Annotated in this window: 20 protein-coding genes and 2 pseudogenes; 17 read left to right on the top strand and 5 right to left on the bottom strand. The window is 42.5% G+C overall.

Annotated elements, in window-relative coordinates; translation table 11 throughout:
- Positions 1-3 precede the first annotated feature (3 nt).
- The 14 genes and pseudogenes from N4T56_RS04550 to N4T56_RS04485 all read left to right on the top strand — a co-directional run bounded on the left by N4T56_RS04550 (position 4) and on the right by N4T56_RS04485 (position 18,903).
- Complete coding sequence (locus tag N4T56_RS04550; RefSeq protein ID WP_261732378.1) at positions 4-939, top strand: DUF58 domain-containing protein; 936 nt, start codon at positions 4-6, stop codon at positions 937-939.
- 82 nt (positions 940-1,021) lie between these two features.
- Entirely contained in the window at positions 1,022-1,480 is a 459-nt protein-coding gene (locus N4T56_RS04545; protein WP_261732377.1) for a DUF4381 domain-containing protein, read from the top strand.
- Positions 1,480-2,478: a vWA domain-containing protein gene (locus tag N4T56_RS04540; protein WP_261732376.1), complete on the top strand. Its 999-nt coding sequence runs from the start codon at positions 1,480-1,482 to the stop codon at positions 2,476-2,478. Before N4T56_RS04545 ends, N4T56_RS04540 begins: the two co-directional genes overlap by 1 nt.
- Before the next feature lie 2 nt (positions 2,479-2,480).
- Positions 2,481-4,580: a VWA domain-containing protein gene (locus tag N4T56_RS04535; RefSeq protein ID WP_390904005.1), complete on the top strand. Its 2,100-nt coding sequence runs from the start codon at positions 2,481-2,483 to the stop codon at positions 4,578-4,580.
- Positions 4,574-6,196 (top strand): BatD family protein, encoded by a 1,623-nt coding sequence (locus N4T56_RS04530; RefSeq protein ID WP_261732375.1) that lies wholly within the window; start codon positions 4,574-4,576, stop codon positions 6,194-6,196. The genes N4T56_RS04535 and N4T56_RS04530 overlap by 7 nt, the downstream gene beginning before the upstream one ends.
- A gap of 126 nt (positions 6,197-6,322) precedes the next feature.
- Positions 6,323-6,886 carry a sigma-70 family RNA polymerase sigma factor gene (locus N4T56_RS04525; protein WP_261732374.1) on the top strand — a complete coding sequence of 188 codons (564 nt, stop codon included), beginning with the start codon at positions 6,323-6,325 and terminating at the stop codon, positions 6,884-6,886.
- A complete protein-coding gene (locus N4T56_RS04520; RefSeq protein ID WP_261732373.1) occupies positions 6,879-7,586 on the top strand; it encodes a DUF3379 domain-containing protein in 708 nt (235 codons plus the stop codon). The genes N4T56_RS04525 and N4T56_RS04520 overlap by 8 nt, the downstream gene beginning before the upstream one ends.
- A 132-nt stretch (positions 7,587-7,718) precedes the next feature.
- Positions 7,719-9,176 (top strand): sodium/proline symporter PutP, encoded by a 1,458-nt coding sequence (gene putP, locus N4T56_RS04515; protein WP_261732372.1) that lies wholly within the window; start codon positions 7,719-7,721, stop codon positions 9,174-9,176.
- A gap of 408 nt (positions 9,177-9,584) precedes the next feature.
- Positions 9,585-10,870, top strand: a pseudogene (locus N4T56_RS04510) (OmpP1/FadL family transporter).
- Between the two features lie 199 nt (positions 10,871-11,069).
- Complete coding sequence (locus tag N4T56_RS04505) at positions 11,070-12,122, top strand: efflux RND transporter periplasmic adaptor subunit (RefSeq protein WP_261732371.1); 1,053 nt, start codon at positions 11,070-11,072, stop codon at positions 12,120-12,122.
- Positions 12,123-12,125: 3 nt separating this feature from the next.
- Complete coding sequence (locus N4T56_RS04500; protein WP_261732370.1) at positions 12,126-15,365, top strand: efflux RND transporter permease subunit; 3,240 nt, start codon at positions 12,126-12,128, stop codon at positions 15,363-15,365.
- A gap of 45 nt (positions 15,366-15,410) precedes the next feature.
- Positions 15,411-15,623, top strand: coding sequence for a YgaP family membrane protein (locus tag N4T56_RS04495; RefSeq protein WP_261732369.1), 213 nt, complete (start codon positions 15,411-15,413; stop codon positions 15,621-15,623).
- 36 nt (positions 15,624-15,659) lie between these two features.
- Positions 15,660-16,028: a rhodanese-like domain-containing protein gene (locus N4T56_RS04490; protein WP_261732368.1), complete on the top strand. Its 369-nt coding sequence runs from the start codon at positions 15,660-15,662 to the stop codon at positions 16,026-16,028.
- A gap of 422 nt (positions 16,029-16,450) precedes the next feature.
- A pseudogene (locus N4T56_RS04485) lies at positions 16,451-18,903 on the top strand (S8 family serine peptidase).
- A 79-nt stretch (positions 18,904-18,982) separates the two neighbouring features.
- Here the strand turns inward: N4T56_RS04485 and N4T56_RS04480 are convergent.
- The 5 genes from N4T56_RS04480 to N4T56_RS04460 all read right to left on the bottom strand — a co-directional run bounded on the left by N4T56_RS04480 (position 18,983) and on the right by N4T56_RS04460 (position 22,200).
- Positions 18,983-19,585 (bottom strand): CBS domain-containing protein, encoded by a 603-nt coding sequence (locus N4T56_RS04480; RefSeq protein ID WP_261732367.1) that lies wholly within the window; start codon positions 19,583-19,585, stop codon positions 18,983-18,985.
- Positions 19,586-19,824: 239 nt separating this feature from the next.
- Positions 19,825-20,367 carry a YaeQ family protein gene (locus N4T56_RS04475; protein WP_261732366.1) on the bottom strand — a complete coding sequence of 181 codons (543 nt, stop codon included), beginning with the start codon at positions 20,365-20,367 and terminating at the stop codon, positions 19,825-19,827.
- 79 nt (positions 20,368-20,446) lie between these two features.
- Entirely contained in the window at positions 20,447-21,358 is a 912-nt protein-coding gene (locus tag N4T56_RS04470) for a precorrin-2 dehydrogenase/sirohydrochlorin ferrochelatase family protein (protein ID WP_261732365.1), read from the bottom strand.
- Between the two features lie 7 nt (positions 21,359-21,365).
- Positions 21,366-21,725: a rhodanese-like domain-containing protein gene (locus N4T56_RS04465; protein ID WP_261732364.1), complete on the bottom strand. Its 360-nt coding sequence runs from the start codon at positions 21,723-21,725 to the stop codon at positions 21,366-21,368.
- A 154-nt stretch (positions 21,726-21,879) separates the two neighbouring features.
- Positions 21,880-22,200, bottom strand: a complete 321-nt coding sequence (locus N4T56_RS04460) for a putative signal transducing protein (RefSeq protein WP_261732363.1) — start codon at positions 22,198-22,200, stop codon at positions 21,880-21,882.
- Positions 22,201-22,349: 149 nt separating this feature from the next.
- On the opposite strand from N4T56_RS04460, the gene N4T56_RS04455 reads away from it, so the two are divergent.
- From N4T56_RS04455 to N4T56_RS04445, 3 genes are all read left to right on the top strand, one after another.
- Complete coding sequence (locus N4T56_RS04455; RefSeq protein WP_261732362.1) at positions 22,350-22,751, top strand: DUF3224 domain-containing protein; 402 nt, start codon at positions 22,350-22,352, stop codon at positions 22,749-22,751.
- 288 nt (positions 22,752-23,039) lie between these two features.
- Positions 23,040-24,983 carry a putative bifunctional diguanylate cyclase/phosphodiesterase gene (locus tag N4T56_RS04450; RefSeq protein WP_261732361.1) on the top strand — a complete coding sequence of 648 codons (1,944 nt, stop codon included), beginning with the start codon at positions 23,040-23,042 and terminating at the stop codon, positions 24,981-24,983.
- 14 nt (positions 24,984-24,997) lie between these two features.
- Positions 24,998-25,240, top strand: coding sequence for a hypothetical protein (locus N4T56_RS04445; RefSeq protein WP_261732360.1), 243 nt, complete (start codon positions 24,998-25,000; stop codon positions 25,238-25,240).
- The last annotated feature ends 71 nt before the right edge of the window (positions 25,241-25,311 follow it).

The raw sequence follows: 25,311 nt of genomic DNA, 5'->3' as shown, positions 1-25,311 counted from the left end.
GCTATGATGCACGATACTCTGTCACTGCCACTCTATAGCGATGGTATGAATTTAACCGAGCAAGAACTCATTGCTTGTCAAAGCTTGTCGCGAGCGATGCCTGACCGCCAATCTCGCGCTAAAGCGGCTTTATCGAGCCATAGAAGCAGCCTAATTAAAGGACGCGGCATGGAGTTTGCCGAAGTACGTCACTACCAAAATGGCGATGACGTACGTACCATTGACTGGCGAGTAACGACTCGCACTGGTGTGGCACACACAAAATTGTTTGTCGAAGAACGCGAACGCCCTATTTTGCTACTTATTGACTTGAGCCACAGCGCTTATTTTGGCTCACAATTATTATTGCAATCGGTACAAATTGCCCACTTAGCTACCACGCTCGGTTGGAATTCCATCAATCATGGTGACCGTTTAGGTGCACTCATCGCCAGTGAAACCAATCACTTAGAGTTAAAGCCGCGTAGCCGCCGTCAAGGGATTTTGCAGTTAACCTCGGGGTTAATTGACGTTCACCAGCAGCAACTAAGCCAAATAAACCAATTGATGTCAAACCCTGAGCACATGTTTAAGGCCTGCCAACGCTTACAACGTATTGCTAAGCCGGGGTCAATGATTTGGATTATTAGCGATGGTCAACACATTAACCAACAATGTCTGCCACCGCTTACTGAGCTGTCACGCCATTGTGATATCGGCGCCTTTGTGATCACCGACCCTCTTAGACAAGGTACATTAGCCTTACCTAAGCAGTTCACCCTACCGGTGCGAGACGGTCAACAACAACTGACGTTAACGCGCCAAAGTTATGATGCATGGCTAGCCAATCAGCAATCACAACAACAGCAATTTATTAACTTAATGAATTTGATTAAAGTGCAGCCAAGATTAATTGATGCCGCTAAACCCCTCAGTGCCCAATTGGATATTTTACGTTAAATGACAACCTCAAATTCGCCAATGCCGCCAATAACAACCGATGTTAATGCTGTAGCCATTAGCACAGCTACAAGACATAAAATTGCCTGATCCCATTAGTGCGATGCCCATTGCACCGGGTTATTGGATTATAGCTGCGTTAGTAATCACCTTACTGGCTTGGCTTAGTTTTAAACTGTATAAAAAATATCAACATCATGCGCCAAGAAGAATGGCGCTTGCCCTGTTAAATCAATACGACATTAATGATGATGATTTTGCAGCAAACATAAATAGCTTGCTCAAACGCACAGCAATGACTTACCTGCCGAGGCAACACCTGGCAAAATTAAATGGTCAGCCTTGGTTTGATTGGTTAGACGAGCGCTTACCAAGCAGACACCAACAACAAATTGGTAAGTTGTTGGTTAAGCGCCACCAGGCCAGTGGCTTAAGCATTCAAGATAAACAACAATTATTATTGTTAGCCAGGGCTTGGTTAACCAGCACGCAAGCCTTTAGCGACCACACATTAATCACCACCAAAGTGCAGGAGGCCTAATGTTAGCTTTATATTGGCCATGGTTATTGCTATTACTGCCTTTACCACTATTCATTAAACAAACCAAAACTAGCAATGTCGGTGGACACTTGCAAATACCGGGAATTGCGACGGCCACTACGGTAATGCATACCCGTAAAAACAAACAAAGCCGAAAGCGTTATTGGTTAATGTGGACCTTTTTATTAATCGCCATAGCCAGACCCCAATGGTTAGGTGAGCCTATTGAGTTGCCCTCTAAAGGTCGCGACTTAATGATGGCCGTTGACTTATCCGGCAGTATGCAAATTGAAGACATGGTTATAAATGGGCAGACAGTCAATCGTTTCACCCTTATTCAGCATGTGCTTAGCAACTTTATTGAGCGCCGAAAAGGCGACAGACTTGGGCTAATTTTGTTTGCCGACCACGCCTATCTGCAAGCCCCATTAACCCAAGACCGCCGTTCTGTAGCCACTTTTCTAGCGGACGCACAAATTGGTCTCGTGGGCAAACAAACCGCCATTGGTGAAGCAATTGCCTTGGCAGTAAAACGCTTCGATCAAGTGGACGAAAGTAACCGTGTATTAATTTTATTAACTGACGGTTCAAACAATGCTGGCAGTATTGAACCAGAAGTGGCAGCGCAAATCGCCGCCAAGCGTAACATCACCATATACACCATAGGCGTTGGTGCTGAAGTATTTGAGCGACGCACAATATTTGGTAAAGAACGCGTTAATCCGTCAATGGACTTAGACGAAGCCCAATTGAAAAAACTGGCTGAAATGACTAACGGCTATTACTTTAGAGCGCGCAACACCGAAGAGTTAGACAGCATTTATCAACAAATCGATAAGCTTGAACCCGTCAGTCGCGACCAGCTCAGTTATCGCCCTAAAAGTGAATTATTTTACTGGCCTTTGTTAATGTCTCTGCTTATCAGTTTACTCATTGTATTACAGCTACAATGGCCAACCTTGTTTGCTCCTAAAAGCATCACCAAAGGAGTTAACTAATCATGTTACATTTTATTCGCCCAGAGTGGCTTTTCGCCCTACTGCCAGTCGCGTTAGTCAGCTTGTTTTTTTGGCGCAAACACAGCCAGCAATCAGCTTGGAAACAATACATAGCACCGCATTTAAGTCAGTTATTGATCAACCAAAATTCAGACAACAAAAGCCAACCTAAATGGTTGTTAATTGTGTGCTGGATTATCGCGGTGATAGCCTTAGCCGATCCTGCGGTTAATAAGCAAAATTTACCCGTGTTTGCCACCGAGCAAGGCCGAGTGTTGATCATGGACATGTCATTGTCGATGTACGCCACCGATTTAAGCCCTAACCGTTTGTCATACGCCCGGTTTAGAGCCACAGACTTATTGTCAGAGCTAAAAGAAGGTGAAACCGGCCTCATTGCCTACGCGGGTGATGCCTATACCATTAGCCCACTGACACGTGACAGCGCAACAATTTTAAATTTGCTGCCCACACTGTCACCAGACATAATGCCGACCAAAGGGTCTAATCTGGCTTCTGCTCTCGCTCTGGCTGAAGATTTATTGGCACAAGGTGGACATGTTGGTGGTGATATTATTTTAATGACCGACGGAGTGTCAGATAGCCAATTTAATCAGGCTATTAAAACCTTAAAAGACAGTCGTTATCGCTTATCCATTATGGCATTTGGCAGCCAACAAGGTGCCCCTATTCGCTTAGGTGATGGCCAATTGCTACGTGACAACAGCAACGAAGTCGTGGTCGCCAAAACAGATTACGCGTTATTGCAAGAGTTAGCTCAACAACATCAGGGTATACTGGTTCCGACTCAAACTGACGGCAGTGATGTAAGCACGCTCACCGAATGGTTAGCCATCGACGGCGAAGCCACTGAAACTGAGCTTGCGGGTGAATCATGGCAAGATTTAGATCCATACCTAGCCATATTGCTGGTGTTACCTATGCTGGTTAGTTTTCGCCAGGGCTTAATAACATTAGTGTTAAATCCACTCTTTCTACTTGGCGCGTTGATGAGCCTAAACGCAATAAATAGCCAACCTGCACACGCATCGCTTTGGCAAGATTTATGGCAAACTCAAGATCAACAAGCACAATCGGCCTTTGAACAAGGCAACTTTACTCAAGCTGCTGACACTTTTAAAGATCCACAATGGCAAGCCTCTGCACACTATAAAGCGGGTGATTATCAGCAAGCACTTGAAGGTTTTGAGCAAGATAACAGCGCCAACGGCTTTTACAACCAAGGTAATGCATTAATGCAGCTCAAAGATTACCAAGAGGCGATTAAGCGCTATCAGCAAGCCATTGAATTGCAATCGCCCTTTGCTGGTGCCGAGCAAAACCTTGAGTTAGCCAAAGAGCTCCTTGAGCAACAGCAGCAGTCACCCTCGTCAAATCAAGATCAGTCTGGCGACGGTGAGCAATCAAACGATTCAAACACTAATGCTGACCAATCTAATCAGGACAATAACTCATCATCTTCTGATCAATCGCAATCAGAACAAGGCAGTGAGCAACAAGATAACCAGCAAAGCGGACAACAATCACAAGACAATCCCCAAAGTGATCAGCAAAACCAACAATCATCGGGGCAAGATCAAACCAGTGAGCAAAATAGTTCGCCCAATCGCGAACCTGAGCAGGCACAACAAGAACAACAAGAACAACAAGAACAACAATCAGGCTCTCAACAAGACGATGCGCCGCAAGATCAACAGCCATCTGCATCAAATACTGACGAGAACGCTGATACAGAACAACAATCATCGCAATCAGGGCAATCCCCAAATGACAACGATGAGCCATTAAGTAATGAAGCAAGCATGCAAGCGGCGGCAGAAGCAGCAGAAGAACAAGCTAATCAACAGCAACAAATGAGTGCGAGTAAAGCTTCACCAACGCCAGAAGAGCAACCTCAAGGCGAGCCTTCTGAGGTGGTTTCAGCAACACAAGTCAATCAAGATGATTTACCTGCTGACATGCAGCGGGCATTACGCGCCGTCAGTGAAGATCCGCAGGTGCTCATCCGTAATAAAATGCAACTTGAATATCAAAAACGTCGTCAAAATAGTCAACCGACTAAGGATAATGAACAGTGGTAATCAGAACTTTATGTAGCCTATTGCTATTTATTATTGCCTCACCCGCTTTTGCACTTAGCCAAGTGCAAGCAACGGTCGATCGTAACCCCGTGGTTGCAGGCGAATACTTCGTACTCGATATTGTGGCTGATGATGACCTCAATGCCGGCGCCCTTGATACTTCAGTGTTATTACAAGATTTTATCGTTGGCCGAACCAGTGTTGGTCGCAGCACCAAAATGGTTAACTTTGATACCACACGTGAAACCCGTTGGCAGGTATTACTGTCGCCTAAAAGTATGGGCATGGTGACCATTCCAGCCTTTAACATAAAAGGCGTTAGCTCAAATCCCATTAACTTAAATGTGATACCACAAGGCACTAAGGCTGATGAGCTACAAAATGTGTTTATTAAAGTGCAAACTAACGCATCTGAAGCTTACGTCGGCCAACTCATTACCTATAAAGTTAAGCTGTACCTCGCAGTCGAACTGCAACGTGGTGTATTAAGTGCGCCTGACATTGAAGGTGCGCAGATTAAACAAATTGGTGAAGATAAAGACGGCACAGAAATACTAGATGGTCGACGCTTTCGGGTAATAGAACGGACTTACGGCATTATTGCTGACTTACCTGGCGAGTTAGTGATCAACGGAGCAAGTTTCTCCGGTGACGTATTAATTGAAACTCAAAGACGTGGTGGCATGTTTGGTTTTAATGAAAGCCGCCCAATGCAAACAGAAGCTGAACGTGAAGTGATTCAAATCAACTCCATACCACCAAGTTATCAAGGCAAATGGCTGGTCAGCGACATTGTGATGTTAAAAGAAACCTGGCCAGAAGATGTTAGCGAATTTGAAGTGGGCAGCCCAATTACCCGCGCTATCAGCCTTATTGCTTCAAATACTGATGACACAAGCTTACCTGACATTGACATTCCGTTAACAGAAGGACTAAAAGCTTACCCTGAAAAGCCCACAAGACAAACCTTTGTGCGCGACAATCAAGTGGTGTCGCAATACAGCTTAACAACGGCGATAGTACCTACAAAACCAGGCACTTACACCTTACCTGAAATCCGCGTGCCCTGGTGGAACCCACATCTTAAAAAGCAGCAATTTGCCACATTACCAGAACGTACTATTAGCGTTGTGGGTAGCAGTGCAACAACAACGAATATCCCCACAGCGGATAGTTTTAGCCCTGCTAGCAATCAGCAATATTGGCCTATCATCGCTGCAGTATTTGCCACACTATGGCTAATGACAATAGTGCTATGGCGCCGTGCAGTAGCAGCAAGTTACTCATACAATCCACAACCAAAGCCTAATACACCGCGTAAAACCGCCACCACAGGCTTAAATGCCATTATTCATGCTTGTGATAGAAATGACAGCAGCGCGGCAATGACAGCTGTACAAGCCTATTTTAGTGAGCGTTTAGGCCAACCTATGACGCTCAGGCAAATTAGCGACTTATCAGACCCGCTGGCTAGCGCGATTCATAAGCTGCAAGCCGATAAATACAGTCGTAAGCCGCAAGCTATGGATAAAAAATCACTCATGGATGCCATTCTAGCTTACAAAGAGCAACCACTATCCCACAAGAAATCGCTTATCGCAGAGTTAAACCCTTAACCCGCCATCTTTGAAAGGGTTTACCTCAATCACCCCAGCTCAGATTGACCGCTGGGGTGATTTATCTTGCTATTACCACTAGGGCTTTTTAAGCTATTGAGCATGTTTAACCAAAAAAGTTAAAAAATGCTTGGATCCCTACGAAAGAAAAAGGCTGATGTCGCGGTCTTATCTGACATGGTAACAAAACAACGACGATACGATAGCCTTGTCAGGGCACTTCATACAGACATTTTCCGTTACGCTTTTTGGCTATGCGGAGATAAACATGTTGCAGAAGATATCACTCAAGAAACGTTCTTACGAGCGTGGCGTGCTTTAGACTCTTTAAAAGATGATAAAGCCGCAAAAGCGTGGCTCATTACCATCTTACGACGGGAAAATGCCAGACGTTTTGAGCGCAAACAATTTGACTACAGTGATGTTGAACAAGATTTACTTGAAGATGTTTATTCTTCAAGCAATGAAGATGAAACAGAACAATATTGGCTTCGTCGCCAAATAGGTAAACTCGATATCGAATATCGAGAACCGTTGTTATTGCAACTGATTGGGGGCTTTAGTGGCGATGAAATCGCCGACATGCTCGAATTGAACCGCAATACGGTCATGACGCGTTTGTTTAGAGCTCGCAACCAATTAAAAGAAGCATTAGAAACACCAGAGGTAAGAGGTCAATCAAATGGATGATCTACAATTTCGTCGTCAAGCATACGGCGACCCCAATAATCAATCCGACGAGTTTTTAGCGCACCTCGCTGAAAATGAAGACGATGCTAAATTTGTCAAAGACCTAAAAGTATTTGACCAGAAGCTGACTCAAGCATTAAATATTGATGTACCAGAAGATTTAGCAGACAAATTATTATTACGACAGCAATTAAATCTGCACCAGCAGACCAAAAAACGTGGGCGCTACATGATGGCCATGGCGGCCTCGGTGGCCTTTGTAGTTGGGATTAGTTTCAGCTTGCTGCGCTTTACTCCGGTTAATTTGTCTGAAAACTCATTAGCCCACGTACACCATGAAACTAAAGCATTGGTGATGGAGCAAGATATTGGCTTTAATGATGTCAATTTTAAGCTTGCGAGCATAAAAGGCTTAAGTGATTCAAAATTCATCAAGCAACCAGGACGCGTGTTTTATACCTCTTATTGTGATTTTCAAGGGGTTAAGTCACTGCATTTGGTGATGGCTGATGAATTAGGTAATAAAGTGACATTGTTTATTGTACCAGCAGAAAGCCGCGTCGTATTGGAAGAAGCTTTTGCTGACAACCAATACAAAGGCAAGAGTTTTCAAACAGCAGATGCGTATATGGTACTTGTTGGCGAACCCGCTTCTGATCTAGATTTTGTCAAAAAAGAAGTCGAAAACACCTTTATTTAATCAAACCTGTTATTTACAGAAATCCGCTATTTCATTGATTAGCGGATTTTTTGATCATGAAAAAAATCAAAGTGTGAACCAGCGCAAAGTTCTGCTAGGATTGCGACATAAAAACAATTCACAGGACATGATATGGAAATTCAAACACCGATCATCATTACTTTTGTAGGTTATCTCGTTTTAATGATGGGCATAGGTTACTGGGCTTACCGCAAAACTGACACCGTAGATGATTATATTCTTGGCGGTCGTAAAATGGGCCCTGCAGTGACGGCACTAAGTGTGGGTGCATCGGATATGTCAGGATGGCTATTATTAGGTCTGCCAGGTGCGGTTTACCTCAGTGGCTTAGGTGAAGCTTGGATTGGTTTTGGCCTCATTTTTGGTGCGTGGCTTAACTGGTTATTTGTGGCCAAACGTTTGCGTATTTATACCCAAATGGCGGATAATGCTCTTACACTACCTGACTTCTTTGAAAATCGTTTTAACGACAGCCATGGGTTATTAAGACTCGTGTCGGCGGTCACGATTCTCATCTTCTTCACGTTTTACGCTTCTTCAGGCATGGTCGGTGGCGCCATTTTATTTGAGAAAGTCTTTGGCCTTGATTACACCTTAGCCTTACTCATTGGTTCATTTATTATTGTGTCATACACCTTTGTTGGTGGCTTTTTTGCTGTAAGCTGGATCGATTTTTTCCAAGGTTGTTTAATGCTAGTGGCATTATTAATTGTGCCAGTCGCCATTTTCAGCCAACCCGACACGCAAACAGGGTTAGAGCAAATAGACCCTGCAATGCTGTCTTTTATTAATGAGAACACCACAACCTTAGGCTTGGTATCTTTGCTCGCTTGGGGCTTAGGTTATTTTGGTCAACCGCATATTCTGTCGCGTTTTATGGCGATAGGTAATCCAAAAGATCTTGTATTGTCACGTCGCATCGCCATGAGTTGGATGGTGTTAGCATTAATAGGTGCATTAGCAACCGGCATCGCTGGCAGTTTATATTTTGCCGCAGAGCCGCTCGAAAACTCAGAAACAGTATTTATCAACTTAGCGCACGTAGCATTCAACCCATGGATTGGTGGCATATTGATTGCGGCAATTCTCTCAGCCATTATGAGTACAATCGACTCTCAATTACTGGTTTGCTCAAGCGTGATTACTGAAGACTTTTACCTTAAATGGTTACGCCCTAAAGCGACCGACAAAGAATTAATGCTTGTTGGACGTTTTGGTGTTATCGCTATCGCATTAGTTGCAGGTATTGTGGCGCTAAATCCAGACAGTAGCGTACTTGGCTTAGTAAGCTATGCATGGGCTGGTTTTGGAGCAGCATTTGGTCCTGTGGTATTAATGTCATTGTTTTGGCGTGGATTTAGCCGAAATGGTGCAGTGCTAACCATTATTGTCGGTGCGATTACGGTTGTGGTGTGGAAGCAATTAAGTGGTGGCATTTTTGATTTATACGAAATCGTCCCCGGTTTTATTCTTGCCACGGTTGTGGGTGTGGTTGTCAGTAAGTTATCACCACCAGCGACTAAAACAATGGCTGACTTTGATGATTTTAGTCAATCATTAAAGTCATAAAACCTGAACCCTTGAGTAAGCTGAAAACACAACTTCAGCTTACAACTGTCACATAACCTCAAAATAAATGAGGTTATGTGCGCTATTTATCACGATATTCTCAGCTCTTGACCTAATATCACATTACGTGACTTTTCCGTGCCTTATGGTTAAAAAACAACTTATTAATAAACATTAACTCATTGAGCTTAGTGAGCTAACACTGATAAAAAATCACATATACCACTATGCTTTCAAACACCTACATCATTCACGCAAACCTAAATTAACGTAATACTAACAAGAACTAACATCTGGTCGGAGTTGTTACATGATGGTCACTTACCTAAGATGCCCCAGACTATAAGCCATGAGTGATCCTATGAGTTAACACTTGTACGTCATGAGCATAATAAATGGGAAAATATAATGAACAAGTTCAACAAGACTTTATTAGCATCTGCGGTATTACTTGCCAGTACACAAGCATCTGCTGCGGGTTTTCAATTAAATAGCCAATCAGCTACTGGTATTGGGCGTGCAATGGCTGGTGAAGCTGTGATTGCCGACAATGCATCGGTATTGTCACGTAACCCAGCTGCAATGGCTCTATTTGATGAAACATCATTATCTTTAGGTGTGGTTTATGCCGACATCGATGTGTCAGTTTCTGATGTCACTGGCTCATACGGTGGCCAGGATGTTGACTATGGCAGCGAGCACGATGCCGCAGAATCAAAAGTGATCCCCAACTTTTATTATATTAACCCAATCGATGATAAATGGAGCCTTTGGTGTTGCCGCATTCAGCAACTATGGCACCGGCACAGATTTAACGTCATTGGCTGACAGAACCCCTACTGTGGGTGGCAACGACGTTGCATTACCAACGCCGGTAGACTTATTGGGTAACACCGAAGTCATTACCGTGAACTTAAACACCAGTGTGTCGTATCGTATTAACGAGCAATGGAGTTTAGGTCTAGGCATTGATGCTGTTTATGGCAGCGGCACCTTAACCCGTACAACCGAAAACTCACAAATCGGCAGTATTGTTGATGTTGAAGCCGATGGTTGGGCACTGGGTGGTATTGCGGGTGTTGTATATGAAATGAATAAAGATAATCGTTTTGGCTTAAGTTACCGTTTAAGCCCTACATTAACCGCTAAAGGTGATGTAAATTATGCTTATTCTGAATACAACGAAATTGATATCCCTATTGCAGATATTGCTCAGTTTGCCGGTTTCCACCAGCTAACTGATTCCTTCGCTCTGCACTACACTGCACAGTGGATCAACTGGAGTAAGTTTGACCGAATCGAAGTTGTTGACGGTGATAATGGTGTGGCAAAAGCTGACTTAAAAGAATACCACTGGAAAGACTCTTGGTTCTTAAGTTTAGGAGCGACTTATAACTTATCAGAAGATTGGACTTTGCGAGCTGGTATTGCCAGCGATGAAGGTGTTGTAGATGAGCACTCTTCGTTATCAATTCCAGATTCAGATCGTACTTGGTATACCGCTGGTGCAACTTACGATTTAACCAGTAAATCTAGTGTTGATTTTGGTATTGCATTCGTCTCGCGGTGAAGATGTAACCGTATTAGAAGACAGCTCAATCTTACCTATGGTCACCGGGTTAGACAGTGAAATTTCAGCACAAACTCGCTCTAATGCAGTTTATTACTCACTACAGTATAACTACAGCTTTTAAACTTTAACTTCATAGCGTTAAAAGTCGTACACAAAACGTCATCTTATGACGTTAGCCTGTTTTAACAAAACCGCCTTGCTTTGGGCGGTTTTTTTATACCTAAAAGTTATAATTTATAAAGTTTTTTCTACAGCGCTATTGCGTAAAAAACCAAAGTCCATTAGAATTTTCTTATAGACTTTTTATAGGTGCTGTTATTATGTCTCGCTTATTCGCTTCTGTATTATTATTTTGTGCATTTTGTACTTTAACCTCAGTACCGCTGTTTGCCGCCGAACCTGAATTTGACACTGTCACACTGGCATATACCACTTATGCTCAACCGCGGGTATTTGACGCAAAAGTGGAGGCAACAAAAGCCGCGACCGTGTCAGCACAAACCTCTGGGCGTATCATCAATATCAATCACGACGTTAATGACTTAGTTCCTCAAGGTAGTGCGCTATTGGAAATCACCAATAAAGAACAAGGCGCTGAGCTTGCAGGGGCAGAAGCTGAACTCGCCAGAGCAGAAGCGATTAATAATGAAGCTCAGGCGCAATTTATTCGTTATAAAGAATTGTTTCCCAAAGGGGCTATTTCAAAAGGGGCGATGGATGAAGCAACTGCCGAAGCCAAAACATCGACACAAGCGGTTAGCGCAGCTAAAGCGCAACTCGTTAAAGCTAAAGAAAACCTAAACTATACCATTGTAAGCGCCCCTTTTAGTGGCCGAATGACCCAACGTTTTGTTGAACAAGGTGAAACCATTTCTTATGGCCAGGCGTTGTTTTCTGGCTACGACACTGAACATCTTCGAGTGGTATTTCAAATACCCCAGCAAGATTTATTCACCTTGCAACAGCTAGACAAAGTCAACATTTTACTGGCCAACGGCCAGATGATTTCAGCGACAGACATTAATCCGTTTAACTTTGCTGACCCGCTAACCCACAGCCATACTGTTCGGGTTAATTTTACTTACCCTAATAACACTGACGTACAGGTTGGCCAATGGGTAAAAGTCATCGTTGAACAAACCAGCCAGCCGAGTTTATTTGTCCCATTATCTACGGTTCATCAAGTTGGCGACCTCAGTTCAATATACCGAAAAAGTGCTGACAAAATCGTACTTAGTCAAGTTCGCCTTGGTTTTATCGACAAACAAAAACAACAAGTAGAAGTATTATCAGGCTTAATGCCAGGTGATGAAGTAATCTTAGACGCCGCGCAGTATTTAATACATAGCCGTGCAGCTAAAGCGAGGGAGTAACTTATGTCTCCTGCAGAACGCTCAACTCGTTTAGGGATTTCGGGCCGTATAGCCAGTGCCTTTCAAAATAGTGCGATCACACCGTTATTAGCCATATTAGGCTTACTACTCGGTATTTTTGCGGTGATTATTACCCCAAAAGAAGAAGAGCCACAAATTGATGTGACTTTTGCCGACGTGTTTATTCCTTACCCTGGTGCGACACCAACAGAAGTCGAAAACCAAGTCACTTTACCTGCTGAACAAATTATTTCTGAAATTAAAGGCATTGATACACTGTACTCATTTTCGCAACCTGACGGGGCATTAATTATTGCTATTTTTGATGTCGGCGTTCCACGTGATGAAGCGGTCGTTAATCTCTATAACCAGCTGTATTCAAATAGCGATAAATTTAACTACGCTGCCGGAATAGGCGAACCACTGATCAAACCTCGTGGCATTGATGATGTACCAATTGTAGGGCTGACTTTATGGTCAAACGACCCGAGTATGACAGCTGAGCAATTAACCTCTGTTTCATCAGTACTCGAAACCGAATTAAAGCGCATTCCTGGTACTCGAGAGATTTATAGCCAAGGTGGCCATGAGTTAGTGCTCAACGTGCGTTTAGATCCAATCAAAATGAACAGTTATTCGATAACATTTACGGATATCAGTGATGCATTGCAAGACAATAATCAAACCTCGGCCTTAGGGTCAATGACTCAATACAATCAAGAAATCAAACTGCAAACTGGGCAATTTTTACGTAATCTTGATGATGTCAAAAACCTATTAATCAAAGTTAACTCGGACACCACCACAGGCGCTGCTGGTGTAGTGTATTTATCAGACATTGCCGATATTCAATTACAAAGCGATATACCTAAACAAAGCGTTTGGCATGTTAATCAACAAGGTAGTTACCCTGCGGTGACGATTGCGATAGGCAAGCAAGCGGGTAAAAATGCAGTTGATATAGCCGATGCCGTATTGGCTAAAGTTGCAGCGTCCAACAATGTGCTGATCCCAGACAATGTTAATGTCGCGATTTCACGCAACTATGGCCAAACTGCCGGCGATAAATCTAATACCCTCATTTTCAAATTGATCTTTGCTACCTCTGCCGTGGTGCTGTTAGTGCTGTTTACAATGGGAGTACGCGAATCGGCGGTAGTGGGTATCGCCATTATCATTACACTGGCAATTACATTATTTGCCTCATGGGCGTGGGGTTTTACCTTAAATCGAATTTCATTGTTTGCGCTGATCTTTTCGATTGGTATTTTGGTCGACGATGCCATTGTGGTGGTTGAAAATATCCATCGACATATGGCGTTGAGCAATAAACCCATGATTGAGCTTATTCCTGGTGCAGTTGATGAAGTGGGCGGCTCCACCATTTTAGCAACCTTTACGGTTATTGCTGCATTGTTGCCGATGGCATTTGTATCCGGGCTAATGGGGCCTTACATGAGCCCTATTCCCATTAATGCCAGCATGGGGATGTTAATTTCGCTGTTAATTGCCTTTATTATGACGCCTTGGTTAAGCGGCCATTTACTCAAAGAGCATAAACATCACAGTAATCGCGAACCTCATACCGAACCAGAAACAGCGCTAACTCGCTTTTTTACAACATTAATGAGCCCATTTTTAATCGGTGATCATGCATCAAAAGCACGTAAAGGCTTAGCGCTTGGCATTATGTTGCTTATTGCATTCGCCGTAGCCTTACCAGTATTTCAAGCGGTAGTGCTAAAAATGCTGCCCTTTGATAATAAATCTGAGTTTCAGGTGATGGTAGACATGCCTGAAGGCACACCCATTGAGCAAACCCAGCGTGTACTAGAAGATTTAAGTCAATACCTTACAACCGTTGAAGAAATTGAACATATTCAACTCTATGCGGGCACCCATGCTCCAATGAACTTTAATGGCCTGGTAAGACATTACTTTTTAAGAAGCAGCCAAGAATTAGGCGACATTCAAGTTAACTTAGTCGATAAAAAACACCGTGACCGCGACAGCCACTCGATAGCATCATCGGTGCGAGAGCCTCTGCAACGTATTGCCTTGCAATACAAAGCCAACGTTAAAATTGTTGAGGTGCCACCTGACTCACCAGTGTGGTCACCAATTGTTGCCGAAGTCTATGCTCCAACAACAACTTTGCGCGAACAAGCCGCAAACGATTTACAACAGCGTTTTAAAAATACCGATTACGTTGTTGATGTAGATATCTTTTTACCGGCACAACAACAGCAATGGCAAGTGATTATTGACCGCAATAAGGCTCGCTTACTTGGCGTGTCTTATAGCAGCATCATTAATGCCATCAATAGTGCCGTAAATGGCAGCGATGCCAGTTATTTGCACCTTGAAGAGCGTAAATACCCAACACCAATCCGTTTACAAGCTGCAGAAGCGGCAAAGATCAATTTACAACAGGTACTGCAATTACGTTTACCAAGCCAAACCGGAGCACAAATTGCCCTGACAGAATTAGTGCAAGTGAAGCAACAAACCATCAATGCGCCAATAGTGCATAAAAACATGGTACCTATGATCATGGTTGTTGCGGATATGGCGGCCTCAACCGGGAGTCCTTTATATGGCATGTTCGACATGGTCAGCCAAATTAACCATGAAACCGAACAAGGCGAATTAGCCTACCCTATCGTTCAACGTTTTGTAGAACAGCCTGACGGGTTAACCGATGTGGCAATTTTATGGGATGGCGAATGGAAGATAACCTACGAAACCTTTAGAGATATGGGCATCGCTTATGCCGTTGGCATGATCGCCATTTACCTTCTTGTTGTCGGGCAATTTAAATCCTACATCGTGCCCTTAATCATTATGGCGCCTATCCCATTAACGATCATTGGTGTTATGCCAGGGCATGCATTACTGGGAGCACAATTTACCGCGCCGTCGATGATTGGGATGATTGCACTTGCCGGGATTATTGTCCGAAACTCGATATTACTGGTCGATTTTATTAACCAGCAAACCGCAGCGGGCGTGCCATTTGAACAAGCCGTCATTCACTCTGGGGCTGTTCGTGCTAAACCCATCATGTTAACGGCTTTAGCTGCCATGATAGGTGCAATGTTTATTATTGATGATCCCATTTTTAATGGCTTAGCCATCAGCTTAATTTTCGGGATTTTTATCTCAACAATTTTAACGTTAATCGTTATTCCAGTGCTGTACTACACGGTCATGAAGACCAAGATGACAGCTAAAACACATTAATCAATGATTGTTATTTTACTGGGCACAAGCCCAAAGGAGCTCGATATGTCATTAGAAAGAAGCATTATGGCCTTTGCAGGCTTTATGATTTTGTTGTCTTTAGTGCTTATGGCAACCGTAAGTCAACATTTTATCTGGCTAACTGTATTTGTTGGCGCTAACCTATTACAAAGCGCATTTACAGGCTTTTGTCCTGCTGCCATAATAATGAAAAAGATGGGCATTAAAACTGCGGCAGAAATAGCCTTAAGTAAATAAGCATTAGCTGGAGCCCAAATTAAAAAGGAACTCAATGTGTTAATTAACATCATAAAATCCATATTAACGTGCTTAATGCTGTTGTCAGCCTTGTACGCTATGCCTTCAATGGCAAGAGAGCAACAACCCGATATCGCATGGCAAAAAATAAATGCTAACGCGACGCTAATTGATGTGCGTACCGCAGAAGAGTTCGCCGCAGGTCATATTAAAGGCGCGATTAATATTCCGTTTGACACCATAGTGCCGCAATTAGCCAAACTTAACCTAAGTAAAGATACTGAAGTCGTGCTGTATTGTCGTAGCGGTCGTCGTAGCAGCATCGCACAAGCCTCATTAATTGAACAAGGTTACAACAATACATACGATGCAGGTGGTTTGAATACCCTTATGTCAGCGCGTTAAATTTCAGTGTATTAAGTCAGCTTATTTCCTAAACTGTTGCTCAGATAACTCTTCCTGAGCATCAGTTTTATCAAAACCCGCCAATAATCCTTAACAAACCCCAAAACTAAGATGATTATTTTTTGGCCGCATAAACCTTGCTTAACCTCCTCGCAAGCATAAAGCGCTTTCATCAAAAAAACACTTTAAAACCCTCTACTTTTGAACAATAAACACCCAACCAAGCAAGAATATTAATTCACTAATGGCTAATGTAAATTCAAAATCAATAGGTTGTATCACTTGTTCAAAAACAACAATTATTAACAATTTATTTACATATGGTTATTTTTTGATTACATTTTGTTCTGCTAAACAACAGAGTTTAGCGCTAAAACATAATTAGAAAGACAAAAATTAACCCTGATAACATGGAAGATAAAATGAAAAATAATCAGAATAAAACTGTCGTGCTTAGCATGACAGTCCTCGCATTTGCGATTTCAACTCAGGTCAATGCAACACCTGCTCCAATGTCACTCTCTTCAACTAATCAACAAGTTGAACAACAATCCCCCTTACCCAAACGTTATATCGTTAAGTTTAGAAACGACAATGCCGCTCAAGTCATCAATGATCTGGCGGCAAACCAAAGTGTTAACCAGGCTAGCGAAGCGAGCAGCATGGATTACCAACCGCGCACTAATGAAGTGTATAGCCACTTTAGAGCACTTAATAGTGTTCAAGCACGTGAAATGAAACGCATTGGCCGCAGCAATAGTTATTCAACTAAACTAGATAGCAGCTCAATTAGAGCACTGCGCCTTCGTCAAGATGTCGAATACGTTGAAGAAGACTTACCCCGTCGACTCATGGCTGAAACGACGCCTTGGGGTCAAACCTATGTTGGTGCAACCGTGCTTAGCGACAGCCAAACAGGTAATCGCAGCATTTGTATCATTGACTCAGGCTACGATCGCAGTCACAACGACTTAAGCGGTAACAATGTCACCGGAACCAACAATTCTGGCACAGGTAATTGGTATCAGCCGGGCAATAATAATGCCCATGGAACGCACGTGGCAGGCACCATTGCGGCAATTGCTAACAATGAAGGCGTTGTGGGTGTAATGCCAAACCAAAATGCCAATATTCATGTCGTTAAAGTGTTTAATGAAGCTGGCTGGGGTTACTCTTCATCACTGGTTGCGGCTATCGATACTTGTGTCAACTCTGGCAACGCAAATGTCGTCACCATGAGCTTAGGCGGCAGTGGCTCAACTACCACCGAGCGTAATGCATTAAATAGTCATTATAACAATGGCGTCTTATTAATTGCTGCTGCTGGTAATGCTGGCGACAGTAGTTATAGTTACCCAGCATCATACGACAGCGTCATGTCTGTAGCAGCTGTCGACAGTAATCGCGACCATGCTGCTTTTTCGCAATATACCGATCAAGTTGAAATTTCAGGTCCTGGTGAAGCTATTTTATCGACAGTGACCGTGGGCGAAGGCCGCACTGCAGATATTACCATTGCAGGGCAATCGTATTTTAGCAGCGGCGTCGTACCTCATAACCGCTTAACGCCATCTGGCAGTAGTTACGCCGCCGACCCTATCAATACATCAGCGACTGCAGCATTGGCTGAATGTACGGTTAATGGCACCAGCTTTAATTGTGGCAACATGAGCAATAAAATCTGTTTAGTGGAACGTGTCGGAAACCAAGGTTCAAGCTACCCAGAAATTAACGCCGTTAAAGCCTGTAATACTGCTGGTGCAAGCGGAGTCATTGTGTACAGTAATAGTGCCTTACCTGGTTTACAAAACCCATTTTTAGTCGATGCCAATAGTGAAATCACGATTCCATCAATGTCGGTAGACCGTGCAACCGGTTTAGCCCTTCAGGCTAAAATAGGCCAATCTGCCACTGTGAGTAACTTGGGCAACCAAGATTATGAATACTATAACGGCACGTCAATGGCGACGCCGCACGTGTCGGGTGTAGCAACATTAGTGTGGAGTTATCACCCTGAATGTAGTGCCGCAGAAGTACGTGCTGCGCTTAATGCAACTGCCGATGATTTAAATGTGGCAGGACGTGATAATCAAACAGGCTTTGGTATGGTAAACGCAACTGCGGCTAAAGCCTACTTAGATGAGTCTTGTTCATGACTTCAACAGATCCAGGAAGCGGCAGTGGTGATAGCGACCTTGAAAATGGAGTCGCGAAGACAGGCCTCGCAGGTGCTAGAAATGATGAACTTTACTATTCATTAGACGTACCAGCAGGTGCCACAAACTTAAGTTTTACCATGAGTGGCGGTACGGGTGATGCAGACTTATACGTGCAATATGGCGCCTCTCCGACGACCAGTAGCTACGATTGCCGTCCATGGAAGAGTGGTAACGCTGAATCATGCCCAATCACTACCGCCCAATCAGGAACCTATTATGTGATGGTACAAGGTTACAGTGCATTTAGTGGCGTGAGTTTAGTGGCCAACTATACCGCTTCGGGCTCTGGAAGTGGTACAGGCACTGGCGGCGCAGCAACCTACACCAACACTAATAACTACTCTATCCCAGATAACAATACCACAGGGATCACTAGCCCAATCACTGTCTCGCGTACAGGTGATTCAGGCACAGTGTCGGTGTCACTCGGAGTCATTCACACCTATATCGGTGATTTGAAAGTCCAATTGATCAGCCCAAGTGGTCAAACAGTGGTGCTGCATAACAATACCGGAGGCTCAGCCGACAATATTAACCAAACTTACAGCGCAAACATGACGGGGGTTGAGTCTAGCGGCGTGTGGACACTCAAAGCGGTTGATAATGCGAACCGAGATACAGGTTATATTGATACCTGGAGCTTAAGCTTCCAGTAATTGTCCGTTAACAATGACCGTTGAATGAAAAATAGCCACATTATGTGGCTATTTTTATATATCGCATTCAGTGAGAATATTAAAAATGTGGCTGAACAGTATTTAATACCGCAGGTTGTTGAATTTTACTGATCACCTCAAAAATTGATGCAAATGAGTTTGGTGTACTCACATCGACCGCTAACTTTAATCGGCGCGCAATATCATTAGCAGATAATACCCCACGAATCGCATGATTTTTTCTGTCGAGCACTAAGCAATGCTGTTGGCCTGCAGACTTTAACGTTTCAATCACATCGCCAATTCTGGCATAAGTTAAATCTTCATAATCAATGGCTTTTAACTGGTCTTTTGCAATCATAAAGTCTGTGACTTTAAGCTGTTCACGTTGATGACCTTCGGCAACGCGTTTTAAAATCTCTTGATCATGTAACGACTCAAAGCTGATTAACCCTATAAACTCATGCTTATTATTAATCACTAATTTAAGTCGCACATGAGATTTTTGCATCAAACTTTCCACTTCAACTGCGGACGAGTTTGATTCAATAACCAACGGGGTGACTTTTTTAAAATCGGTAAAGATATTGATAGCAGAAGATAACAAAGAGATATCTTCATGTTCTTCTGGAGAGGTTAACTCATCAATTTTTTCTACTGGATAAAGGGTAAGTTTTTTCACAATAACATCCTTAACACACAACCATTGCAAAACAAAATAAGATAATTATCAATGTGTTATTTTAATTACATTATTTAAAACATGCTTCGATTATCTGCCTGAGATTTTATTAGTACAATACCCTTAAGATTAAAATTTATTCACAATTACTAAGTTAAGGTTAAATTAACTTTCACATGATAAGCATTTCGCTCGCAGGCATACCTTTATATTCAATACCCCTACGAATGAATATTTAGCTACACTAACTTTAAGCTTTCTGGCTCTATTAACACACTATTCTCATTGTCAGATAGCCACACTTGTCCTTCACTGATACTGACTTGAAGCGCCATATTACGAGTCACAAATACCGCAAGTTGCTTTACGGCGTCTTCAGGAAAGTTAACCACCGACAAGTTATCATACCGACTTAATGCTTGCTGATTTTGCTGCCACCAAATTGGCACGCTACGCCCACCATAGGTATATAAAATAACTTGCTTAGCTCGACCACTGGCTTTACGTAACCATTTTTCGTCCGCCTGGCCAAACTCAATCCACAAGTTAATTTCATCACTTAAACTTTTGTCCCACAGCTCAGCTTCATCATCAACACACAAACCTTTACTAAAAACCAAGGTATCCGATGCATTCAATGCAAAAGCCAATAAACGAACCATCATACGTGTATCTGTTTCAGAAGGGTGTTGCGCCAGAGTCAACGCATGATCCGCGTAATAGTGACGATCCATGTCGGCAATTTGGAGTGCAACTTTAAATACAGTAGCTTTAGCGGCCATTAGGGATCTCGATAGACATAAAAAAGCCGAGTCTACTACAAAGTACACTCGGCGTGTTAGTTGCTAGAGCGGATATGAGTTATAACGCCCCTGGACGTAAATGCTTTGCCATTGGAAAATAGGCAATGAGTTGAGCAATTTTATCTGGGGCAGCCACTATTAACATGCGATTGCCTTGTTCATATTGATGCGCAATATCACTGAGTTTAGGGATCTGAGTTCGATTAGCATCTCGGCGCAATAACTCATTTGTCTCACTATTAAGTGGATCATCACTGAAAATAACATCAAGCTTTTGCAGTAACGGCATTGCTGCAATCGGTAATAAATTGGCAGGTGTATGCTCCGTCAGTAACAGTATTTCACCTTGACGAGTCATTTCTTGAAAAGCATCAACATAACGTTGTTCGGTGAGGTTATCGAATCGGTCTTGGTTACTGTAAAAAAAACGCTCCCAAAACAGCCGACGATCTTTACCGTTGGCCAGAGTTTGTTGAACGTCTTCGCGTTTACTGGCAACAAAATCAAACAATGGTGCTAACGATGCCGGCAACATGGTTTCTAATCGAGAGCGAATGGTTCTAGCAAATACTGGAGCGACTCCAGCGGTACTAATTGCCACAACTAAACGGCCACGATCTACAATCGATGGAGTGATAAACCGGCAATATCCAGGATTATCAACAACATTAACCCAAATACCACGCTCATTGGCGATATCAGCAAAGTCTATATTCAGCTGCTCATTTGCAGTGGCTAAATACACAAGATCAATATCAGCAATATCATCTTGAGTCACTGCACGACGTGATAAGCGAATGCGCCCTTGTTGGTAATAAGTGTCAATATCGGCGGCAATATCTGGGGCAATGACATGGATAACAGCATCGGTACGTGCCAGTAAATCGAGCTTACGTGTAGCAACCTCACCAGCGCCTACGAGTAAAACCCGTAACCCTTGGGTATCAACAAACAGCGGAAAATATTGCATTGATTTCTCAGTCTTGCACAATAGGAAATTGATGTTGGATCCAAGCGCGATAACCACCGATCATAGATGCAACCTGGGTGTAGCCCATAACTTGTAAATTATACGCGGCTAATGCTGCACGCTGACCTGCGCCACAATAGAGTAAAATAGGTACGCTTTTGTCTGGAAAACGTTGCTCGATATCACGTTCAATAATGCCTCGGCTCAAATGCTTAGCGTTGGGTAAATGACCTTGTAGCCACTCATTATCTTCACGTACATCAATAAGTTGCCAGTGGTCTTGTTGTTGATATTGTTCGATGGTCAACAGCCTAATATGAGGTATGACAGATTCGACGAGACTGGCAAAGGCTGGGGATGCTTGCATAACGAGTCCTTAAAGTGAGATAACGCCACGGTGTTGTGGCAAGTAAATACGCCATAACCGATAAAAATATTTATCAAATAGTTTAAGAAAATAATAAACTTATACAAGTGTTTAAAGAGATTATTCTCGAGATATTATTCAGTTTTACGACACATTACGCGTTATGCATTTCACTTTTTTGTGCACTGCAATGCCAGCATAATTCAAAACTACCTTCATTCATTTCATGGCACTGTACACATTGCCATTGAGGTTGTTCTATATCGAGAGAGTCTAGTAAGGCTTGAGCGGCAGCTAGCTGACTGTCCATAACCCACAGCTCAACGGTCTGCATTTCTATTGGCAGCCCGCCCACGCCACCAATCAACGCTTCGCCTTTAAGATCAACATCAATTCCGCTGGTTTCCAGCAGTCCTTTCCATGTGTGAGCCTGTAATAAATTACCACCGGCTAGTAATACTTTTCGTTGTTGCATGCGTTATCCTACTGCATTGCTCTTGCTGGCAAATTTGTTTCATCCTACTGCCTCAACCAAAATCTGTCGAGCACTGTTTATAAATTGGACATTTTTAATAAATAATGATTACCTTAGTTAACGATTATTTATAAATAACAGGATCCTAAATGAGTAAAATTGTCTTAAAAGGTGTATTTCAAATTACAGCGTGGAATGAGTCAACCTATGCTGAACATAATGACGGTAGTAAGCAAACCATTGCTGAGATTAGCCAAAGCTACTCGGGGGATGTTTCTGGTGCTGCAGACATTAGATATATTATGTCGCACCAACAAGACACTAAAGCTGCATTCACGGGTATTGAACACTTAACAATCACTACGCCTGAAATCGCGGGCACCATTGTGTTATTGCATAATGGCACATTTGCTCATGGTGTCGCACAAAGTCAATTTACAGTTGTAGAAGGATCAGGAACAAACAACTTGCTAGGCTATATTGGACACGGAGAATTTACTTCAACAGAAAATGGCCAGGCAGATTATGTCATTACATTAAACTTAGCATAAACACGCTAAGTAGGGATTTCCCAAACGGTGATATGCATTGCAAATGTCCGCAACTAGAGCCTGTAAATGAGCAAAGTGATACTACAAGGTACCTCAATACTCATTCTAAAATCATCAAATATGGTTATTTGAAAAACAATAATTTCTGTTAAACAATTGTATAGAGAATTGTTTAACAACAATATTTACACTACACTGCACAATAAAACTGAGGCTTAATATCGCTAAGAACATGGCAATACAGCTCTCACCCTCCGACTAATCTACTGACTATGAAGAGCTTACATAATGCGAATATCCAAAGTCATCTTAGTTGCTTGCGGTTTATTAGTCGGATTATACCTTTTAGTGATATTAACACTGAGTCAGAGCCTACATGCGTTTAATCGCGACAACAGCAACGTTAATTTACAACAACTAGATCAACGAGATGTGGTGCAATTAGACAACCATTGGGCTAATTGGCTACTAAATTACGATATTGTCGAAGATGAGCAAAACACCTATGCCGTACTATCAAAAGCTGGGTTTCAATTAAATGCGGTTAGCCTAAATCACATCCTTAGCAACGTGATGTTATTTAGTAATTTGCCATTATTGTTATTAGGCGGATTTGCCATTGGCATGCCTTTTTATATCACCCGCAGACAAAAGAAAAACCTAGATGCTTCACTTGAAGTGGTCAACAACGAAACTAATAAGCTATTAGCAGCCTTTAATATCACCCAGCCTAATGTTGAACAACAAAATACCGTTTCGAAACTGAGCTTGGCACTGATAGAGCTCAACAAGCAAATAAATGACCAACAACATAAAAACTTTATTAGCCAACACCAAGACAAACTCACTGGGCTGATTGACCGCCATGCCTATTTGCATCATTTACAATCACAGTTAGCGCAAGCACAAGCATTAAAGAAAAGACAAGCCCTGTTATTTATTGATCTTGATGGCTTTAAACAAGTTAATGACTCGTTTGGCCACAGTTTTGGCGATGAAGTATTGATTCAAGTAGCCCAGCGCCTTACAACGGTGGTCCGTAATCGTAAACTCAGTCACTTGGCTGCTTCGTTAGGATTAGAGTTAAACTTGTCGCGACTTGGGGGTGATGAGTTTTCCATTTTTATTGAAAATCTTAACGATGACAATTTAGCTATCGAAGTCGCACAAAATGTATTGCAAGAAATTGAAGGAGATTTTGTACTCGGCAACAAATTAATTAAAATTGGTGCCAGTATTGGCATTGCAGTTTATCCCGACAGTGCCGCAAACCCTAATACATTATTGCAAATGGCCGATGTGGCTATGTACCGAGCGAAAACCGATGGCAGAGGTATTTACCGCGTTTATTCGCCTGAAATGGGCAATAAAATGCGTCGCTATCATTATTTACTCGAAGAAATGCGCCTAGCAATGGCAAGTCAAAGTTTTAGTTTGTCGTTTCAACCCATCGTGAATGTTAACGATTTTAGTATCGATTATTTTGAATGCCTCGTACGTTGGCACCATCCGATTGAAGGTTCTATTCCTCCTGCCGAATTTATTCCTATTGCAGAAGATTCAAACTTAATTTTAGAGTTAGGAAATTGGATTTTATTAGAAGCTTGTCGTCAAATGGCGGCTTGGTACAACGCTGGTATGAACAAAGTGCGGATCTCAGTCAATATCTCTGGAATACAGTTATCGCATATACCACTGTATGACTGGGTGATGGATACTATCAATAAAGTGGGATTACCTGCCAAAGCCTTATTACTCGAAATCACCGAAACGTGTTTCATTGAAGCCTCAGAAAAAGTAATTGCAGACTTAGAAAAGCTTCGCGAGTCAGGTGTGCTAATTGCCATCGACGATTTTGGGACTGGTTTTAGTTCTTTATCAACCCTAGCCAATTTGCCTGTTGATGTCATTAAAATCGATAAGCTGTTTATCGATCAAGCTAATATTAACCCCAAATATGAAAAGATTTTAAATTCTATTAGTAGTTTAGGAAAAACACTCGATCTTAAAATTGTGGCTGAAGGTGTCGAAATCGCACCGCAATTTGAGCTAGTTAAAAAACTCGGTATTGATTGCATTCAAGGTTATTTAATTAGCCGCCCAGAAACCTCAAAAGATGTGGGCAGTAAAATGATAAGCCAAAATATTAACTATATCGCGATGACGGGGACTGGGGTATATGCCCCTCAAGCTGACAAAGCCGCTCCTGTCGTACAAATAAAAGCGGGTTAACTAAAGGGCTGCATTTGCAACAGATGAACAATCATTCATTGGCAATGAGTATTAACATCAGCCGTATTGATACCGATATTGGCACGTTTAGGGTTAACGCTGAGGCTAAGATGTCCAAGATACTGACAATCACCTCAATAGACATACTCAGCACTGATGGCTGGGAAGCATTGATTATTGATGTCGATGCACCATGGTACCCAATAGTACTTAATGCGTGTGAGCGACACATCCAACAGCAGCAACAACAGCAATAGTTTCAATAAACGCCTATCTCCCAAACAATAACCCCCAGCGTTGCTAGGGGTTATTATTAAGGCTATCTACA

Source organism: Shewanella phaeophyticola (assembly GCF_025398315.1).
Taxonomy (GTDB): Bacteria; Pseudomonadota; Gammaproteobacteria; order Enterobacterales; family Shewanellaceae; genus Shewanella; species Shewanella phaeophyticola.
This window is presented reverse-complemented; position numbering and strand designations above follow the sequence as displayed.

Excerpts from the sequence above, each read along its gene's own strand:
- N4T56_RS04550 (WP_261732378.1), top strand. The coding sequence starts at position 4 with ATGATGCACGATACTCTGTCACTGCCACTCTATAGCGATGGTATGAAT.
- N4T56_RS04540 (WP_261732376.1), top strand. The coding sequence starts at position 1,480 with ATGTTAGCTTTATATTGGCCATGGTTATTGCTATTACTGCCTTTACCA.
- N4T56_RS04535 (WP_390904005.1), top strand. The coding sequence starts at position 2,481 with ATGTTACATTTTATTCGCCCAGAGTGGCTTTTCGCCCTACTGCCAGTC.
- N4T56_RS04525 (WP_261732374.1), top strand. The coding sequence starts at position 6,323 with ATGCTTGGATCCCTACGAAAGAAAAAGGCTGATGTCGCGGTCTTATCT.
- N4T56_RS04520 (WP_261732373.1), top strand. The coding sequence starts at position 6,879 with ATGGATGATCTACAATTTCGTCGTCAAGCATACGGCGACCCCAATAAT.
- putP (WP_261732372.1), top strand. The coding sequence starts at position 7,719 with ATGGAAATTCAAACACCGATCATCATTACTTTTGTAGGTTATCTCGTT.
- N4T56_RS04505 (WP_261732371.1), top strand. The coding sequence starts at position 11,070 with ATGTCTCGCTTATTCGCTTCTGTATTATTATTTTGTGCATTTTGTACT.
- N4T56_RS04500 (WP_261732370.1), top strand. The coding sequence starts at position 12,126 with ATGTCTCCTGCAGAACGCTCAACTCGTTTAGGGATTTCGGGCCGTATA.
- N4T56_RS04495 (WP_261732369.1), top strand. The coding sequence starts at position 15,411 with ATGTCATTAGAAAGAAGCATTATGGCCTTTGCAGGCTTTATGATTTTG.
- N4T56_RS04475 (WP_261732366.1), bottom strand. The coding sequence starts at position 20,367 with ATGGCCGCTAAAGCTACTGTATTTAAAGTTGCACTCCAAATTGCCGAC.
- N4T56_RS04470 (WP_261732365.1), bottom strand. The coding sequence starts at position 21,358 with ATGCAATATTTTCCGCTGTTTGTTGATACCCAAGGGTTACGGGTTTTA.
- N4T56_RS04465 (WP_261732364.1), bottom strand. The coding sequence starts at position 21,725 with ATGCAAGCATCCCCAGCCTTTGCCAGTCTCGTCGAATCTGTCATACCT.
- N4T56_RS04460 (WP_261732363.1), bottom strand. The coding sequence starts at position 22,200 with ATGCAACAACGAAAAGTATTACTAGCCGGTGGTAATTTATTACAGGCT.
- N4T56_RS04455 (WP_261732362.1), top strand. The coding sequence starts at position 22,350 with ATGAGTAAAATTGTCTTAAAAGGTGTATTTCAAATTACAGCGTGGAAT.
- N4T56_RS04450 (WP_261732361.1), top strand. The coding sequence starts at position 23,040 with ATGCGAATATCCAAAGTCATCTTAGTTGCTTGCGGTTTATTAGTCGGA.